The following is a 15758-nucleotide window of genomic DNA, read 5'->3' on the forward strand; positions in this document are numbered from 1 at the left end:
CGATCGAGACCCTGATTCTCAAAACCTAATCATTATTTAACCTGACTCTCAAAACTTATGCACCGAATTGCTCCCCAAGCGGGTGGTTGGACAGCAGATACCGAAGGGGTGATTATTATTGACCAAAATCCGGCCCCGATTGTTCTCCTCACCATGGCTGATACCGATATTCAAACTCTAGCGGCAGCTATCGACCATCTACCGGATAATTTTCCCGCAATTCGCGCCCTGAATTTATCGCAGTTACAGCAGCAATACAGTATCGATAACTATGGGGACAAGGTACTATCCCAAGCAAGAGTGATTATTCTTCGCTTATTGGGGGGACGGGGGAGTTGGTCCTACGGGTTGGAAGTAGTTAAGGAAATTGTCGAGGAAACTGGTGCGACTTTATTTGTCCTCCCAGGAGAGGATAAACCGGATTTAGAGTTGATGAGTCATTCCAATGCTTCCCTGACTACTGTTAACCAGTTATGGTGCTATTTCACGGAAGCAGGGATAGATAACTGGATTAATGCTGCTAAATTTATCGCGCATACCTGTCTCCATCTCGACTATCCTCCCTCTCCTCCTGGGGTTGTCCCTAGGTTGGGAATCTATTCCCAGACAACCCTATCCCAACCCCAAGCACGGACTTGGATACTTTTCTATCGTTCCCATTATCTCGCGGGTAACACCAAAGCTATCGATGCTTTAATCAGCGCTTTCACCCAAAGAAACATTGAAACTGTCCCTATCTTTCTCTCCTCTCTCCGGGAAATTGAAGTGCAAGAGGAACTATTAACCCTCTTTTCCCACCATCCCCCAGACCTAATTCTCGACACCACTAGCTTCTCTATCCAACGACCGGAAGACAAACAAAATCATCACTTCTGGCAGTCTCTCAATAAACCCATCTTCCAAGTTATCCTCAGCAGCAGCAGTTTAGAAGCTTATCAACAGGGTTATCAAGGTCTTTCCCCCCGGGATGTGGCCATGAATATCGCTTTACCGGAAATGGATGGCAAAATTATCACCCGCGCTATTTCCTTTAAATCTGTCCTCACCCGACATCCCAAACTAGAAACGGAAATAGTTATCTATCAACCCCTCCCCCACCGGGTTGATTTTGTCGCTGATTTAACCGCAAACTATTGTCAACTCTCCTCCCTTCCCAACTCCCAGAAAAAAATTGCTCTCATTTTCCCCAACTATCCCAATAAGGATGGTCGTATCGCTAACGGAGTCGGTTTAGATACTCCCGCTAGTGGTTTGGAAATTCTTCGCGCACTACAAACCCAAGGTTATACCCTCACCGACCTCCCCGACCATAGTGATGAATTAATGCGATTGCTTATTTCCGGTATCACTAATGACCTGGAGACAAGGGAATTAAAACCTATCTATCAATCTCTCTCCCTAGAAGCATATCTAGATTATTTCTCCTCCCTTCCCCCCGATAATCAAAGCGCTCTGCTTGACCGTTGGGGACATCCGGACGAGGATTTTCCTATCCCGGGCCTCCAGTTAGGTAATGTCTTTATCGGTATTCAACCTTCTCGCGGTTATGACCTTGACCCGACTCTTAATTATCATTCCCCCGACCTGGAACCTACCCACAGCTATCTCGCTTTTTACCATTGGTTACGACAGGAATTCCAAGTCACTGCTGTGATTAATCTCGGTAAACACGGCAATTTAGAATGGCTACCCGGGAAGAGTCTCGCTCTTTCTCCCCATTGTTATCCCGAAATTGCTTTCTCGTCGCTGCCGAATTTTTATCCTTTTATTGTCAATGACCCCGGAGAAGGGTCCAGCGCTAAAAGACGTTCCCAAGCTGTTATCATCGACCATCTCACCCCCCCGATGACGCGAGCGGAATTGTATGGGGATTGGGAAAAGTTAGAGTCTCTCATCGATGAATATTATCAGGCAGAATCTCTTGATCCTTCTCGTTTAGCTCTGATTCGCGAGCGGATTAACGACCTGGTGGCGAAAACTAATCTCGATCGAGAGCTAGGCACGATTAGCGCCTCCTTTGGTCAATTTCTCACCCTCGTGGATGGTTATCTCTGTGAACTCAAGGAAGCACAAATCCGCGACGGTTTACATATCTTCGGTCAATGTCCCCAGGGTCAGCAGTTAATTGATTTAATCCAATCGATTGCCCGTTCTCCCAGTCCCGACCGCCCCGGTTTAACCCGTTCCCTTGCCCTTGACCTCCATCTCGACTGCGACCCCCTGACGGAATATAACGATACTACTACTTATCTGGAAGGTCTCGCTCAGGATTTAATTAGCCAGAAAATTGAACCTCTAGGCGAAAATACGGCAAAAGAATTAGTTTGGCTAGAAAATCAGTTAATTCCTGCTTTAAAACAAACCCCCGATGAACTTATCTATCTCTTAAAAGGTCTCGCTGGCCAATACGTCCCCAGTGGTGCTTCCGGCGCTCCCACCCGCGGCCGTCCCGATGTTCTCCCCACTGGCAGAAATTTCTATTCTGTCGATACCCGCGCAATCCCCACAGAAACCGCGTGGGAAGTGGGAAGAAAGGCCGCAGAGGCACTAATTGAACGTTATACCCAAGAAAATGGTGAATATCCCCGCACTTTGGCGATTTCTATCTGGGGAACTTCGACGATGAGAAATAGTGGCGAAGATGTGGCCGAAGCCATGGCTTTACTGGGAATTCGTCCCCTTTGGGATGGTTTTTTCCGTCGGGTGGTCGGGTTTGAAATCCTTACCCCGTCTAGCTTAGGCCGTCCTCGTATTGATGTGACTGTTCGGGTATCGGGCTTTTTTAGGGACAGTTTCCCCAGCATACTACATCTTCTTAATTCTTGCATAAATGCGGTAGCTTGTCAAGAGGAAGAAGAAAAAATTAATCCTTTAGCGGCGAAAGTGAAGACAGAGAGGGAGTTTTGGCTAAGTCAGGGCTTAGGAGAAAAAGAGGCGAAACTGAGAGCTACTGCCAGAATCTTTGGCTGCAAACCTGGTGCTTACGGGGCCGGTTTACAGGGGTTAATCGAGTCACAAAACTGGCAAAATGATCAAGACTTAGCTAATGCTTATATTAACTGGAGTTGTTATGCCTATGATAGCCAAGGAACTGCCCATTCTTTACCGGAAGTATTGAGAAATAGACTGCAAGAATTAGAGATAGTGCTGCACAATCAGGACAATCGGGAACACGATATTTTCGACTCCGATGACTACTATCAATTTCAAGGCGGCTTAACTGCCAGTGTCCGGGCATTAACCGGCAAAAATCCCGTCACCTATTTTGGTGATCATTCCCGTCCGGAAAATCCCCGCATCAGAACCCTAGAGGAAGAAATTCGCCGCGTTTACCGTTCGCGAGTAGTAAACCCCAAATGGATAGCGGGAGTGATGCGACACGGCTATAAAGGTGCTTTCGAGATGGCTGCGACCGTAGATTATATTTTTGCCTACTCTGCCACTACTCACCTAGTGGAGGATTTTATTTATCAGGGGGTAGCCGAAGCTTATTTATTTGACCACAAGGTACAACAATTTATTCAGGAGAAAAACCCCTGGGCATTGCGAGATATGGCCGAAAGATTATTAGAGGCTCAACAACGGGGATTATGGACGCAGGTGGACCAGAAAACTTTAGATCAATTGAGAGCAATTGTCCATGAGGCCGAAGGAGCGATCGAATCGGGTCAGTAATTGATAACTGGTCTAGAATCAATCTATCAAGAAATTGCTCAAATTACTTTAGTAATGAGAAACGGGACTAAATAATGGCCGGAATTGAGGGATTGAGGATTAAAAATTATCGAGCGCTCAAGGATATAACCCTGGGCAAGTTATGGAATACTCAAAATCGAGATTCTCTGACACCGATGACGGCCGTTATCGGCAAAAATGGTGTGGGAAAAAGCACACTTTTTGATGCGTTCGGTTTTTTATCTGATTGTCTTAAAGGAGGAGTAGAAGAAGCTTGTGATGCGCGAGGTCGGGGTGGGTTTGAGCGTCTTCGTTCCCAGGGTCAGGAAGGAAGCATTGAATTTCAGATTTATTACAAAGAAGATTACAATTCCCGACCAATTACCTATGAATTAGCTATTGATCTAGATACGGATAATAGACCTTATGTAAAAAAAGAAAGACTCAGACAGAGAAGAAAATGTCAAAAGACCGGATGGCCTTTTTCATTTTTAATCCTCGATGAAGGGAAAGGAATCGTCTGGAAAGGAGAAGAAGAAGGGAAACAAGTAGAAGAAGGTCAAGACCATTTTGATTTACTTAAGTTAATAGAAAAAATTCAACGAGAAGCTGATGAGGAAAGCAAGGAAACCGAGTTAGTGGAACTGAATGATAAGCGCAAACTAGGAATTGCTACGTTAGGTTCTCTCAAACAGCATCCGAGAATTTCCCTATTTCGGAGATTTATTGAGGGATGGTATCTCAGCTATTTTACTCCCGATGCGGCCAGAAGTTTGCCCCTAGCCGGACCCCAGAAACATCTGAATATCCATGGAGATAATCTCGGTAATGTGGTGCAGTTTATGGAAAGAGAGCATTCCAAGAAATTTCAGAATATACTTAATAGTATTTCTCATAAGATACCGGGTATAGAAAAAATTAGCACCGAAAAAAGTCCCGATAATCGACTATTATTAAAATTTAATGATCGGGGATTCCAAGACCCATTTTATGTACAGCAAATGTCCGATGGTACTTTAAAAGTATTCGCCTATCTCTTACTGTTAGAAGACCCTTCTCCACCGCCATTTATCTGTATTGAAGAGCCAGAAAACGGCTTATACCATAAACTATTAGAAACCTTGGCTCAAGAATTTAGAAAACACGCCACAGGACAGAGAGGACGTTCTCAAATTTTTATCACCACTCATCAACCTTATTTTGTTGATGCTCTCCAGCCAGAAGAAGTTTGGATTCTGGAAAAGGGTGATGATGGTTTTTCTCGGATTAAACGGGCTAGTGACAATCCTTTAATTAAGAATCTCGTCTCAGAAGGATTGCCCCTTGGTAGTCTTTGGTATAGTGATTACTTAGATGAGAGATAAGGTCATGCACTTTGAAATTTTGGTCGAGGATTTGTCGGGAAAAAAAGCACTTGATATTCTAATTCCTAAGATTATTGACATGAATGCAGGTCATACATTTAGGGTTCATTCCTATAAAGGCAGTGGTCATATTCCCAGAGACTTACAGTCTGTTTCCGATCCTAGTAAACGGATTCTTCTTGAGCGACTACCTAAACTGATTCAAGGATATGATAAAACTTTTTCTAGTTACCCTGATAATTATGCTGCTGTGCTGATTGTGGTTTGCGATCTGGATAATCGATGTTTTCGGGAATTTCGACAGGAATTAAGCAATTGTCTGGAAAAATCTGCTATCCAATCCCAAATTTACTTCTGTATTGCTATTGAAGAAGGAGAAGCTTGGTATTTAGGTGATATTAATGCCATAAAAATTGCTTATCCCCAGGCCAAAAGTGCTATCTTGGATTCCTATATTAATGATAGTATCTGTGGTACTTGGGAAAAACTGGCAGATGCTATATACAGAGGTGGAGCGAAACAATTATCTAAGTTAGGTGGAGCTTCTGTGGGTCAAGAGAAAACAGTCTGGGCAGAAAATATTTCTCCTCAGATGAATGTGGATATTAATCGATCGCCCAGCTTTGGCTATTTTCGGAATAAACTACGTCATCTCAGTCAGGAAGAATCAACAACTTTAGTACAGACTTTCTCATCAAGATGAAGTGTAACCTAATTTGGTATTAACGACCGACTCCCCAAAACGAAAACTTCCCATCTCACCATTCAGATAACTGCTGTGGGTGCTGAAAACTCAAATCTGATAACTTACAGAGGAATGTAGCGAAATATACGGAGCGATCGAACCAATTTGTAATATATGTGGCCTATAAAATAGGATGATGCGAGCGTTGTCCATACTTGCATCGGGAGGGAACCGTGACGACTTTTCAGGCTTCGCTCAATTTACTGCCTTCTAGTTCTCCCGCTGCCAATTTTCGCACTGGAGAATGGACTTTTCCCACACTCTACTCCACTCTGGCTCCTGCTGCCCTAGCAGATTTAGTTTTTTCTCGTTACGAGATTGATGTACCGAAAAATTGTCAATTTTGGCATCGGGGTTTAAGTGATGTGTATCTCCTCGAAACCCTGACAACTCCCTACATTTTGCGCGTATCTCACTGCCATTGGCGCAGCAAAATGGAAATCGACTTCGAGTTAGAATTATTAGATTATCTCGATCACTCTCAGGTTCCCGTCGCCGCACCAATTCGCAGCAAAAACGGTGATTTATCCCTAGAAATTAATGCCCCAGAAGGGAAACGTTACGCCGTCCTCTTTCCCTATGCCCCTGGGGGAATTGCTATTGGGGATATAGATATAGAACAAGCCTATCACTTAGGGGCGATCGTGGCTAATTTACATCGGGTGACAGCAGATTTTCAAACCCTAGCCTATCGTCATCCCCTCAACCTCAAATATCTTCTCGAGGATTCCCTGCAAATTATTGCACCTTTTCTGCACCAACGACCGAGGGACCTAGACTGTGTTTTAGAAACCATTGGGGAAATAGAGGAAGAAACCGCCAAATTACCGACAGAATCTCCCTATTGGAGCATTTGTTGGGGCGATCCTCATAGTGGTAATGTACATATCACCCCTGATAATCAGATGACCCTATTTGATTTCGATCAGTGCGGTTATGGTTGGCGAGTTTTTGATATCGCTAAATTTCTGCAAGTTTCCCTACAATCCGGCTTAAATCGCCAGGTTCGCCATGGTTTCATCCAAGGTTACGATGAAACAGTACCTTTAACCGATGGCGAATTATCTTGTCTTCAGTATCTCACCCAAGCGGCCTATATTTGGTCTTGGTCAATTAGCTTAAATAATCTGCGTTTAACCGATTATAGTCGTCTCTGCGCCAATTATTTTAGTAGCCGTTTGGCCATTCTCAAACGTTTAAGAACCCAAGAATGGGAATTATTCTAAGCAGCCTTAATCCTGTTGGTGACAGCAGGCCCTAACTAACCAAGATCAACTTTCTTGCTGGTCAATGGCCAAACGAGGTATCGATCCCTGTATGCTGGTAAGTATAGATAATCACTAGGTAAAGACTTTCTTCTCCATCTGCCAAAAGTGAAGCAAGCTTTACCGCTTTTGAATACTCTCTGACAGGCTCACAGACAGATGGTTATTATGTCCAGAAGAAAGAAAAAGTTTCCCTGTGGTCACAAGGGTTATGGCCAAGTCTGCCATCATTGCGCTCAACTAGATGCCGCTTGGGAAGAAAAAAAACGTCAAAAAAATGCTTGGGAAGCCACTTTTTCCCAAGATCCGATCGATCTACGGGAATTACCGAAAAATGTCGTACTTAAAGCTAGGGAAATCCTGCAAGGATTGCAAGATCACCGCAATTATCGAGATTTCCACGGTAAACGATTGCGACACGATCGCTTTATTATCAGTATCCCCGTTACCCGCAATTATCGCCTCATCTGTCGCGACTACGGCAATCTCCTCGTCCCGGAGGCGGTGATCTCTCACGAGGACTATAATGTCTGTAAACCGGGTAGGTGAAGCTAATCTTTAGCTTGCTTGGGAAGATTTATCGCTGTTTATGTCTCCCCAAAATCCGGCAGCCAATTTTGATCGAGAATCTCCTCTAGACTAGCTAACACTTCCAAGGGGAAAATACTGGCATCTAATTTGGTTTCGTCAATAAGCAGATTGCGAGCATCGAGATAACATTTTGCTAAAATTTCCCTTAAATAGGACTTTAAACTGGGACTATCTGCTAAAAGATCAGCAATTTGTAGGCGAAAATTTCTAATTTCTTTTTTCCATCCCGCTTGGTTGTAATCTCGTTGGGATTGCCAGTAAGTTAACTTCAGTAAATGTTCTAGAAGTCGAGTTAAGAGACTCTTAAGCGCTCGTCGATTATTTTTTCCCAAATCTGCCAACTCCTCTAATAAATTCGGCCAATCTACCGATTGAAAATCGCCTTGACGTAATTGGTTGATAGTGGACTCTAACCAAAGTTGATAATCGCTATCGTAGAGATTTGAAATGGTAATATTCATCATTTTTTACTCCTTAATTGCACTTTTCAGAATTATTGCTGATAGCTTCCCAATTAGGCAACCAATTTTCAGCGAGAATCTCCTCTAGACTAGCTGACACTTCCAGAGGGAAAATACTGGCATCTAATTGGGTGATATCAATAATTATCTCCCGAGCATCGCTGTAACATTCCTCAAGTATCTCGGATAAATAGGGTTTGAGACTGGGACTATCTCTCAGTAATTTCTTGATTTGTTTCCGAAAGGTTCTAATTTCCCCTTTCCATGCTGCTTGATTATAATCTCGTTGGGATTGCCAGTAAGTTAACTTCAGTAAATGTTCTAAAAGTCGAGTTAATAAACTTTCTAATGCTCGTCGTTCACTTTTTCCCAAATCCGCTAACTCCTCTAATAAATTCTGCCAATCTACCGATTGAAAATCGCCTTGACGCAATTGGTTGATAGTGGACTCTAACCAAAGTTGATAATCGCTATTGTAGAGATTTGGGATGGTAATATTCATGATTTTTTACTCCTTAATTTCACTGTTCAGAATTATTGCTGATAGCTTCCCAATTAGGCAGCCAATTTTCATCGAGAATCTCCTCTAGATTAGCTAACACTTCCAGAGGGAAAATACTAGCATCTAATTGGGTTTCGTCAATAAGCAGATTGCGAGCATCGAGATAACATTCCTGCAAAATTTCCCTTAAATAGGACTTTAAACTGGGACTATCTTTGAGAATTTTTTTGATCTGAATCCGAAAATTGCGAATTTCTTTTTTCCATCCAGCTTGATTATAATCTCGTTGGGATTGCCAGTAAGTTAACTTCAGTAAATGTTCTAAAAGTCGAGTTAATAAACTTTCTAATGCTCGTCGTTCACTTTTTCCCAAATCGGCTAACTCCTCTAATAAATTCGGCCAATCTACCGATTGAAAATCGCCTTGACGTAATTGGTTGATAGTATTTTCTAACCAAAGTTGATAATCGCTATCGTAGAGATTTGGGATGGTAATATTCATCATTTTAAGTAGCTGGTTATAATTAAATTAAAAATGGATTTTAGCTTCGATCCCCCCTGCCCCCCTTGATAAGGGGGGTGCCGATCCCCCCTTAATCCCCCCTTGATAAGGGGGGTGCCGATCCCCCCTTAATCCCCCCTTAATAAGGGGGGTGCCGATCCCCCCTTAATCCCCCCTTAATAAGGGGGGTGCCGATCCCCCCTTAATCCCCCCTTGATAAGGGGGGCATCGGATAATTTTTAACGCCTACCTACTTAAAAATGGGAAAAAATCAGGAGTTAAGCTGCCGGTGTCCAAAGTATAGGAGAAATTTGGGCTAATCAATTAGCTAGTTTTGCCGGTTTAGCTGAATTATCCTCAATCACATCTAACCGCGAAAAAAACTGCCAAAAAGAGTGATAATAAACCTAGCTACTCCCAGAGTAACAAGGAAAGCCCGATGGTGAAAACAGTAATAGGTGTCGATTTAGGTGGAACGGCTATTAAAATTGGTAAATTTGACCAAGAGGGCAATTGTATCGAATCTCTCACCTTGCCCACTCCCCAACCCGCTACACCCAAAGAAGTCGCCCTTACCATACATCAAGGCATTTGTCAAGTAAATTTGGATAAAAGTTGTCAAGCCATCGGTGTGGGAACGCCAGGGCCAGCGGATGCTCAGGGAAGAATTGCCAAAATAGCGATTAATTTGGCAGGATGGCGGGATATTCCCCTCGCCGATTGGTTAGAAGAAAGTACGGGAATGCCGACAATTTTAGCCAATGATGCCAATTGTGCCGGTTTAGGGGAAGCTTGGTTAGGAGCGGGCAAACGGTTTCAAAACCTAATCCTGTTGACCTTGGGGACGGGAGTAGGAGGGGCAATTATCCTCGATGGTCACTTATTTGTCGGCAGCAAGGGAACAGCCGCAGAATTAGGCTTAATAACCCTCAATTTTGACGGTCCATTGTGCAATAGCGGTAATCAGGGTTCCTTGGAACAGTACACCTCCCTGCAAGCTATTCGCCGGATGACTGGCAAAGAACCGAAGCAATTGGCGGAATTGGCCGAAAAAGGCGATCGAGAGGCTTTAGAATTCTGGCAGGGTTACGGTTGTTTACTGGGGGCTGGTATCGCCAGTTTACTCTATGTTCTCACCCCAGAGGCGGTAATTATCGGCGGCGGCATTAGCGCCAGTGCTAAGTTTTTCTTTCCCTCTCTGCTCGCAGAAATCGAAAGACGGGTTTTACCTAGTTCCAGAGAAGGATTAGAGGTATTAACGGCCGAGTTAGGTAATCGCGCTGGGATGGTGGGGGCTGCTAAATTAGCTTGGCAATTAGTGGGCGGTATCTGACTAAAATTGTCTGACTTAATCGTGAATAATTAAATGGCGATCGCCATCGATACTCACCCATCCCTGACGCTGAAATTCGCCTAACAAACGCGTCACCGTTACTCTCGTGGTAGCGATAGCATTGGCCAGATTTTGATGGGTTAAACGTATCTTTAAACGACTGCCTTGGGCGATTGGTTCTCCCATTTCCCGCTTTAATAACTGTAGTAACTGCTGGAGACGTTCCTCCACTCGTTTCAGTCCTGCGATCGCCAGTAGGGATTCTGTTTGTTGTTGACGACGGATCATTTGATTTAACATCATCCTAGTTAATTCCGCCGAATTTTCTACTTCGGCGATCGTGTACCATTTTAGGTACAGTTCCGACAAGGCTCTGGCGTGATAGGATTCTAGATGGGTCAAATTTAAGCCGAAAAACTGGGATGAATGAACCCAGCCTAGTAAAATTTCCTCTCCACTCTCAGATACTTGACTTAGTTGCGCCATACCCCGATAAACTTGCCAGACTCCATCAACCACCAGAGGAATATTTTCCCCGCGATCATAAAAATGGAGCCGACGACTCTCGCTATAGTCTTCTCGGAAGGGTGAGACGCTGGGATTATAGGTCAGCAACATGATCAAAGTTCTCCTGGGTGAGGGGATAGCAATTTTAACCCCACTTTACTGTATCAAGGTAAACATTAGGTAATCCCCAGATTAACAGTGATCAGTTATCAGTGATCAGTTATCAGTGGGTAAGTCATCAGTTTTCAGATGTGAGTTATCAGTTCACTGATTACTGATTACTGTTCACTGAAATAACTTCCCCATTTCCTTCTCCCGCAGCTGAAAAACCTACAGATCATTAATTTAAAGCATCTTTAAGAGCCGTGCGAGCGGCCAAATGATTGCGGGTCGAGGTGAGAATTTCCGATTCTCGTTGGAGACGACTGACTGTATCGAGCATTTCTAATAAAGCTTGTTGTTCCCCGGCCACACCGTAGAGATTACCCGCCACCCAGTAGGATAATTCTAGGGGAAGACTAGGCAAATCGTCGGGGAGTTCAATTTTTTGAGCGGTTAATTTGGCTGATAGATGAACCACATCCCGCAGCAGTCGATCCACTTCTTTGGCCAGAGGTCGCAGATCTTGGGTGGTGGGGACATCTTCAATCCACTCCACTAAACCGACGCGATAGGGTTTTTCCCGGACGTATTCTAGGACACGGAAGCGCTGTTGACCGATGGTGAGAATTTTTAAGCGATCATCTGGAAGACGTTGACAACGGACAACTTCCGCACAACTGCCCACTTTAGCGATTTCTCCGGTGGCAGGATCTACCATTAAGACCCCAAAACGGCGATCTTCTTCCAATATCGTATTCATCATAATCCGATAGCGAAACTCGAAGATGTGCAGGGGCAGGGGACGACCCGGGAATAAAACAACTTCGGGTAGGGGAAAGAGAGGTAATTCTCTAACGGCAATGGAAGAAGTGGCCATAGGTTTAGTAAAAAAAAACCGATCTTCTCTTATTTTTACACAATCCCCCCTGAACCGCTAGGCAAGGTCAATAGCCGGGAGTCAGTCGTCTGTCGTCGGTCGTCAGCTTTTTCTCCCTGCTCCCCTGCTCCCCCATCTTCCCACTTCATATAGTCATTTCAATTAAGATTGAGAATATCAATCCCAGAGTTCATAAGGCTTTTGTCGGTTTAGACTGTATCAGACTTATCTGAAATGACTATAATTCATAATTCATAATTTATAATTCCCTCACCGCTCGATCTGCGATCGCTAAATGAGAAAATTGCTGATTTTGTCATCTAGATTGCATTCCGAGCGGAAACCTTTGGGTAATCTATGAGTAGAGATACTCAAACCTCATCTTCATTGGTTCTTCTCTGAGAGGGACTGTTTTTTCTCTCATAAACTTTACAATATTTAATAATTGTTGTAATATTGGTTAAATAACCAATGTTCTTACTACTTGCCATTTATGCCCAAAAACTCTATATCTAGCCAAAAAAAGGACTATAGAGGCAATTAAATAGTCAATGAGGTTTCTCTCTATAGTTGAGTAACCACTCACTTATCTCTTTACAAAACGAGAAAAAACTCTGATAGCATCTCCTTTATTGCCCTGGGGAAGCAATCTGAAAAACGCCATCAATCCCTGAATATCAACCCTCAACCGACGCGCACTCATGAAAACCTCGAAAAACCTTACCGATCCAGTTCGCGCCTATCTCAGAGAAATTGGCCGAGTTCCCCTTCTCACCCATGAAGAAGAAATTCTCTACGCGAAACAGGTACAAAGATTAATTTTTCTGGAAAAAATCAAAGAATCCCTAAAGGCGAAACTCGGCAGCGACCCCAGCGATCGCCAGTGGTCAGAAGCGGCGGAAATTAGTGAAGAACAACTACGTCGAGAATTGGGGGCAGGGGATTTCGCCAAACGCAAGATGGTAGAAGCGAACCTGCGTCTAGTGGTTTCCGTCGCTAAAAAATACCTAAAACGCAATCTAGATTTATTGGATCTCATCCAAGAGGGAACCATTGGGATGCAAAGAGGTGTGGAAAAATTCGATCCCACCAAAGGCTATCGCTTTTCCACCTATGCTTATTGGTGGATTCGCCAAGCCATCACCCGTGCGATCGCAGAAAAAAGTCGCACCATCCGTCTGCCCATCCACATTACCGAAAAACTGAATAAAATCAAAAAGGCCCAGCGTCAACTAGCTCAAGATAAAGGTCGCGCTGCCACCATTGCCGAATTAGCCGAGGAATTAGACCTAACTCCCAAACAGGTGCGAGACTACTTGGAAAGGTCCCGTCAACCCCTTTCCCTTGACTTAAAGGTGGGGGACAATCAAGACACGGAATTAGGGGAACTCTTGGAAGATACGGGACTTTCCCCTGAAGATTACACTGCCTATTCTTCCCTGCAAGTGGATTTGGAAAAACTGATGGCAGACCTCACCCCTCAACAAAAAGAAGTGATTTGTCTGCGTTTTGGTTTAGATAATGGGCAGCCCCTCACCCTAGCAAAAATTGGCGTTCGACTCAATATCAGTCGTGAACGCGTCCGTCAGATCGAACGAGAAGCGATCGCCAAATTGAGAAAACGCCGAGCTAACATTAGAGAATATCTAGCTAGTTAGGGGCTGCTGAAAAAGTTTTTCGTGGGGGCAGGGTGTGGGGTGTGGGGTGTGGGGTGTGGGGAGAATAAATAAAATAATCTCCTATCTCCTGACTCCTGAATACTGCCTCCTGCCCCCTGCCGACCGCCCCCTGCCTTCGTTAAGGGTCAAATTGATCGTCTGGATCACAGCGAGAAAAATGACCCATTTCTAGATTAATCGGCGACTTTTCTCGGCTATTTCTCCACTTATTCAAGATATTTTTTCAAAAAGAGAGCTAATTTTTCTTTAGTGGCGACGGGAACAGAATCTAGACGGGTAAGAATAGCGTATTTAAGGGCAGAATGAGCGACGGAAACGGGAGGATTAGCTGCCAGACGGCGCACCGTTTCTTGGATGACTTTTTGGGCATTAGTAGCGTTATGGTGTAGATTTTCGATCACCATTTCTACCGTGACATGATCGTGATCGGGATGCCAACAATCATAATCGGTAACTAGGGCTAAGGTAGCGTAGGCGATTTCCGCTTCTCGGGCTAATTTTGCCTCGGTTAAATTGGTCATACCGATCACGGTTGCGCCCCAACTTCTATAGAGATTTGATTCCGCTTTAGTAGAAAAAGCTGGTCCCTCCATACAGAGATATGTACCACCCCGATGCAGGGTAACTTCCGGTAGGTTTAAACTAGCGACGGCATCCCCTAAAATTTCGGCTAATTGCGGACAAATGGGATCGCCAAAGGCAACGTGGGCAACAATTCCTTCCCCAAAAAAAGTCGCTATTCTCTCTTTAGTTCTGTCAATAAATTGATCGGGAATGACTAAATCTAGGGGTTTAACTTCGGCTTTGAGGGAACCAACGGCCGAAGCGGAAATAATATATTCAACCCCTAATTGTTTGAGAGCGTGAATATTAGCTCGAAAGGGTAATTCGGTCGGTAAAAAATGGTGACTTCTGCCATGACGCGCTAAAAATGCGACTTCTGTTCCCTCTAAAGTCCCGAGAATTAAAGCATCGGAAGGAGAACCAAAAGGAGTATCGAGGGATACTTCCCGCACATCCTTGAGGGCATCCATTTTATACAAACCACTGCCGCCAATGATGCCAATTTTTACCGTCGTCATAGTCTTGGAAAGAATTAGTTATCGTTGCCTTGATGTTACCACAATTGAGCGATCGAACTGTGATAATTTTTCCATCAAGCCTTACTTTTTCTTTTTCTTGCCTTTGAGAGAACCATTAATTAAACCATTAAAGCCATAAATTTCTTCAGTTCCCGCAATGGCAACTAACTCCACCTCTTTCGTGTCTCCCGGTTCAAATCGAACTGATGTACCCGCAGGAATATTCAGATGGGTTCCTTTGGTTAATTCGCGCTGAAACTCCAGGGCCTCGTTAACTTCATAAAAATGATAGTGGGAACCCACTTGAATCGGTCGATCGCCTGTATTAGCCACAGAAATACGCAGGGTGTCGCGACCGACATTAATCTCGATCGCTCCGGATGGTGTGATAATTTCTCCAGGAATCATAACTGCTAAAAATCTCCTGTTAATGAATGGGATTGTGAACGGTAACTAATTTAGTACCATCGGGAAAAGTCGCTTCGATCTGCACTTCCGTAATCATTTCCGGGATGCCTTCCATTACCTCCTCGCGAGTTAATAAAGTAGTACCGTAACTCATCAATTCAGCCACGCTACGACCTTCCCTAGCACCTTCGAGGATGGCGGCGCTAATATAGGCGATCGCTTCGGGATAATTTAACTTGATACCACGGTTTTTGCGTCTTTCGGCGAGCAGTGCCGCCGTGAAAATGAGTAATTTATCTTTTTCTTGGGGCGAAAGTTGCATAGATAGGCCTTTTTTCACACAGATGCTAGGGTTATTGTAGTTGTTGGCCGGATATTTGTAGCGATCGAGTTGTGAAATTTTATTTACTTAGCCAGCATTATTGATGAAGATTGGGGAAAATACTCAAAAGTCTTGCTAGGAAGGTCATTCAGTCCTCTGGCTAAAAAACGGTCGGCAATTGGTTCTGTTGTTTTATCTAATAAAAACCACAGAGGACACAGAATTAACCTTAAACTAATACAAGTATATCAGAGGCGGTAAGAGTGGGTTTAGAACTAAGAGTTGCAATTTGAATGGCTGCTATTGTACCTGTCCCGTCCCCATCAAAAAATAGGTCTCCAGT

Annotated in this window: 15 protein-coding genes; 7 read left to right on the forward strand and 8 right to left on the reverse strand. The window is 44.0% G+C overall.

Going from position 1 to position 15758, the window contains the following annotated elements; genetic code table 11:
* Positions 1-57 precede the first annotated feature (57 nt).
* The 5 genes from cobN to LW728_RS08530 all read left to right on the forward strand — a co-directional run bounded on the left by cobN (position 58) and on the right by LW728_RS08530 (position 7598).
* Entirely contained in the window at positions 58-3675 is a 3618-nt protein-coding gene (gene cobN, locus LW728_RS08510) for a cobaltochelatase subunit CobN (protein ID WP_287766253.1), read from the forward strand.
* Between the two features lie 74 nt (positions 3676-3749).
* Entirely contained in the window at positions 3750-5039 is a 1290-nt protein-coding gene (locus LW728_RS08515; protein WP_002802738.1) for an AAA family ATPase, read from the forward strand.
* A 4-nt stretch (positions 5040-5043) separates the two neighbouring features.
* Complete coding sequence (locus tag LW728_RS08520) at positions 5044-5742, forward strand: DUF4276 family protein (RefSeq protein ID WP_002802740.1); 699 nt, start codon at positions 5044-5046, stop codon at positions 5740-5742.
* A 215-nt stretch (positions 5743-5957) separates the two neighbouring features.
* Positions 5958-7010 (forward strand): phosphotransferase, encoded by a 1053-nt coding sequence (locus tag LW728_RS08525; protein ID WP_002802741.1) that lies wholly within the window; start codon positions 5958-5960, stop codon positions 7008-7010.
* 207 nt (positions 7011-7217) lie between these two features.
* The gene (locus LW728_RS08530; RefSeq protein ID WP_287668127.1) at positions 7218-7598 is read left to right on the forward strand and encodes a DUF7682 family zinc-binding protein; all 381 of its coding nucleotides are present in this window, start codon (positions 7218-7220) and stop codon (positions 7596-7598) included.
* Positions 7599-7636: 38 nt separating this feature from the next.
* On the opposite strand, the gene LW728_RS08535 is transcribed toward LW728_RS08530, so the two are convergent.
* Genes LW728_RS08535 through LW728_RS08545 form a run of 3 tightly spaced genes read right to left on the reverse strand, consistent with a single transcriptional unit; the run spans position 7637 to position 9108 of the window.
* Positions 7637-8101, reverse strand: a complete 465-nt coding sequence (locus tag LW728_RS08535; RefSeq protein WP_287668125.1) for a DUF29 domain-containing protein — start codon at positions 8099-8101, stop codon at positions 7637-7639.
* A 13-nt stretch (positions 8102-8114) separates the two neighbouring features.
* A complete protein-coding gene (locus LW728_RS08540) occupies positions 8115-8603 on the reverse strand; it encodes a DUF29 domain-containing protein (RefSeq protein WP_287766258.1) in 489 nt (162 codons plus the stop codon).
* A 19-nt stretch (positions 8604-8622) separates the two neighbouring features.
* Positions 8623-9108 (reverse strand): DUF29 domain-containing protein, encoded by a 486-nt coding sequence (locus LW728_RS08545; protein WP_287766261.1) that lies wholly within the window; start codon positions 9106-9108, stop codon positions 8623-8625.
* Between the two features lie 436 nt (positions 9109-9544).
* Between LW728_RS08545 and LW728_RS08550 the strand changes: the two genes are divergently transcribed.
* Complete coding sequence (locus LW728_RS08550; protein ID WP_287766264.1) at positions 9545-10438, forward strand: ROK family protein; 894 nt, start codon at positions 9545-9547, stop codon at positions 10436-10438.
* 15 nt (positions 10439-10453) lie between these two features.
* Here the strand turns inward: LW728_RS08550 and LW728_RS08555 are convergent, their stop codons facing one another.
* Both LW728_RS08555 and LW728_RS08560 read right to left on the reverse strand, forming a co-directional pair.
* A complete protein-coding gene (locus LW728_RS08555; protein ID WP_002802746.1) occupies positions 10454-11056 on the reverse strand; it encodes a Crp/Fnr family transcriptional regulator in 603 nt (200 codons plus the stop codon).
* A 229-nt stretch (positions 11057-11285) separates the two neighbouring features.
* Positions 11286-11924 (reverse strand): LON peptidase substrate-binding domain-containing protein, encoded by a 639-nt coding sequence (locus LW728_RS08560; protein WP_002739408.1) that lies wholly within the window; start codon positions 11922-11924, stop codon positions 11286-11288.
* Positions 11925-12625: 701 nt separating this feature from the next.
* Here LW728_RS08560 and LW728_RS08565 point away from each other — a divergent pair.
* Positions 12626-13582 carry an RNA polymerase sigma factor, RpoD/SigA family gene (locus tag LW728_RS08565; protein ID WP_002802747.1) on the forward strand — a complete coding sequence of 319 codons (957 nt, stop codon included), beginning with the start codon at positions 12626-12628 and terminating at the stop codon, positions 13580-13582.
* Between the two features lie 227 nt (positions 13583-13809).
* On the opposite strand, the gene LW728_RS08570 is transcribed toward LW728_RS08565, so the two are convergent.
* From LW728_RS08570 to ureA, 3 genes are all read right to left on the reverse strand, one after another.
* Positions 13810-14685, reverse strand: coding sequence for an S-methyl-5'-thioadenosine phosphorylase (locus tag LW728_RS08570; RefSeq protein WP_287766267.1), 876 nt, complete (start codon positions 14683-14685; stop codon positions 13810-13812).
* An 81-nt stretch (positions 14686-14766) separates the two neighbouring features.
* Positions 14767-15093 carry an urease subunit beta gene (gene ureB / locus LW728_RS08575; RefSeq protein ID WP_045356217.1) on the reverse strand — a complete coding sequence of 109 codons (327 nt, stop codon included), beginning with the start codon at positions 15091-15093 and terminating at the stop codon, positions 14767-14769.
* Between the two features lie 19 nt (positions 15094-15112).
* Positions 15113-15415, reverse strand: a complete 303-nt coding sequence (ureA, locus tag LW728_RS08580; protein ID WP_002738360.1) for an urease subunit gamma — start codon at positions 15413-15415, stop codon at positions 15113-15115.
* Positions 15416-15758: the final 343 nt, after the last annotated feature.

The sequence above is a fragment of the Microcystis sp. 49638_E5 genome (genome assembly GCF_021300285.1).
Taxonomy (GTDB): domain Bacteria; phylum Cyanobacteriota; class Cyanobacteriia; order Cyanobacteriales; family Microcystaceae; genus Microcystis; species Microcystis aeruginosa_C.

Bases quoted from the DNA above. Each gene is read 5' to 3' on its own strand.
- LW728_RS08570 (WP_287766267.1), bottom strand. From the start codon at position 14,685: ATGACGACGGTAAAAATTGGCATCATTGGCGGCAGTGGTTTGTATAAA.
- LW728_RS08515 (WP_002802738.1), top strand. From the start codon at position 3,750: ATGGCCGGAATTGAGGGATTGAGGATTAAAAATTATCGAGCGCTCAAG.
- LW728_RS08545 (WP_287766261.1), bottom strand. From the start codon at position 9,108: ATGATGAATATTACCATCCCAAATCTCTACGATAGCGATTATCAACTT.
- LW728_RS08550 (WP_287766264.1), top strand. From the start codon at position 9,545: ATGGTGAAAACAGTAATAGGTGTCGATTTAGGTGGAACGGCTATTAAA.
- LW728_RS08530 (WP_287668127.1), top strand. From the start codon at position 7,218: ATGTCCAGAAGAAAGAAAAAGTTTCCCTGTGGTCACAAGGGTTATGGC.
- cobN (WP_287766253.1), top strand. From the start codon at position 58: ATGCACCGAATTGCTCCCCAAGCGGGTGGTTGGACAGCAGATACCGAA.
- LW728_RS08565 (WP_002802747.1), top strand. From the start codon at position 12,626: ATGAAAACCTCGAAAAACCTTACCGATCCAGTTCGCGCCTATCTCAGA.
- LW728_RS08520 (WP_002802740.1), top strand. From the start codon at position 5,044: ATGCACTTTGAAATTTTGGTCGAGGATTTGTCGGGAAAAAAAGCACTT.
- LW728_RS08535 (WP_287668125.1), bottom strand. From the start codon at position 8,101: ATGAATATTACCATTTCAAATCTCTACGATAGCGATTATCAACTTTGG.
- LW728_RS08560 (WP_002739408.1), bottom strand. From the start codon at position 11,924: ATGGCCACTTCTTCCATTGCCGTTAGAGAATTACCTCTCTTTCCCCTA.
- LW728_RS08555 (WP_002802746.1), bottom strand. From the start codon at position 11,056: ATGTTGCTGACCTATAATCCCAGCGTCTCACCCTTCCGAGAAGACTAT.
- ureA (WP_002738360.1), bottom strand. From the start codon at position 15,415: ATGCAACTTTCGCCCCAAGAAAAAGATAAATTACTCATTTTCACGGCG.
- ureB (WP_045356217.1), bottom strand. From the start codon at position 15,093: ATGATTCCTGGAGAAATTATCACACCATCCGGAGCGATCGAGATTAAT.
- LW728_RS08540 (WP_287766258.1), bottom strand. From the start codon at position 8,603: ATGAATATTACCATCCCAAATCTCTACAATAGCGATTATCAACTTTGG.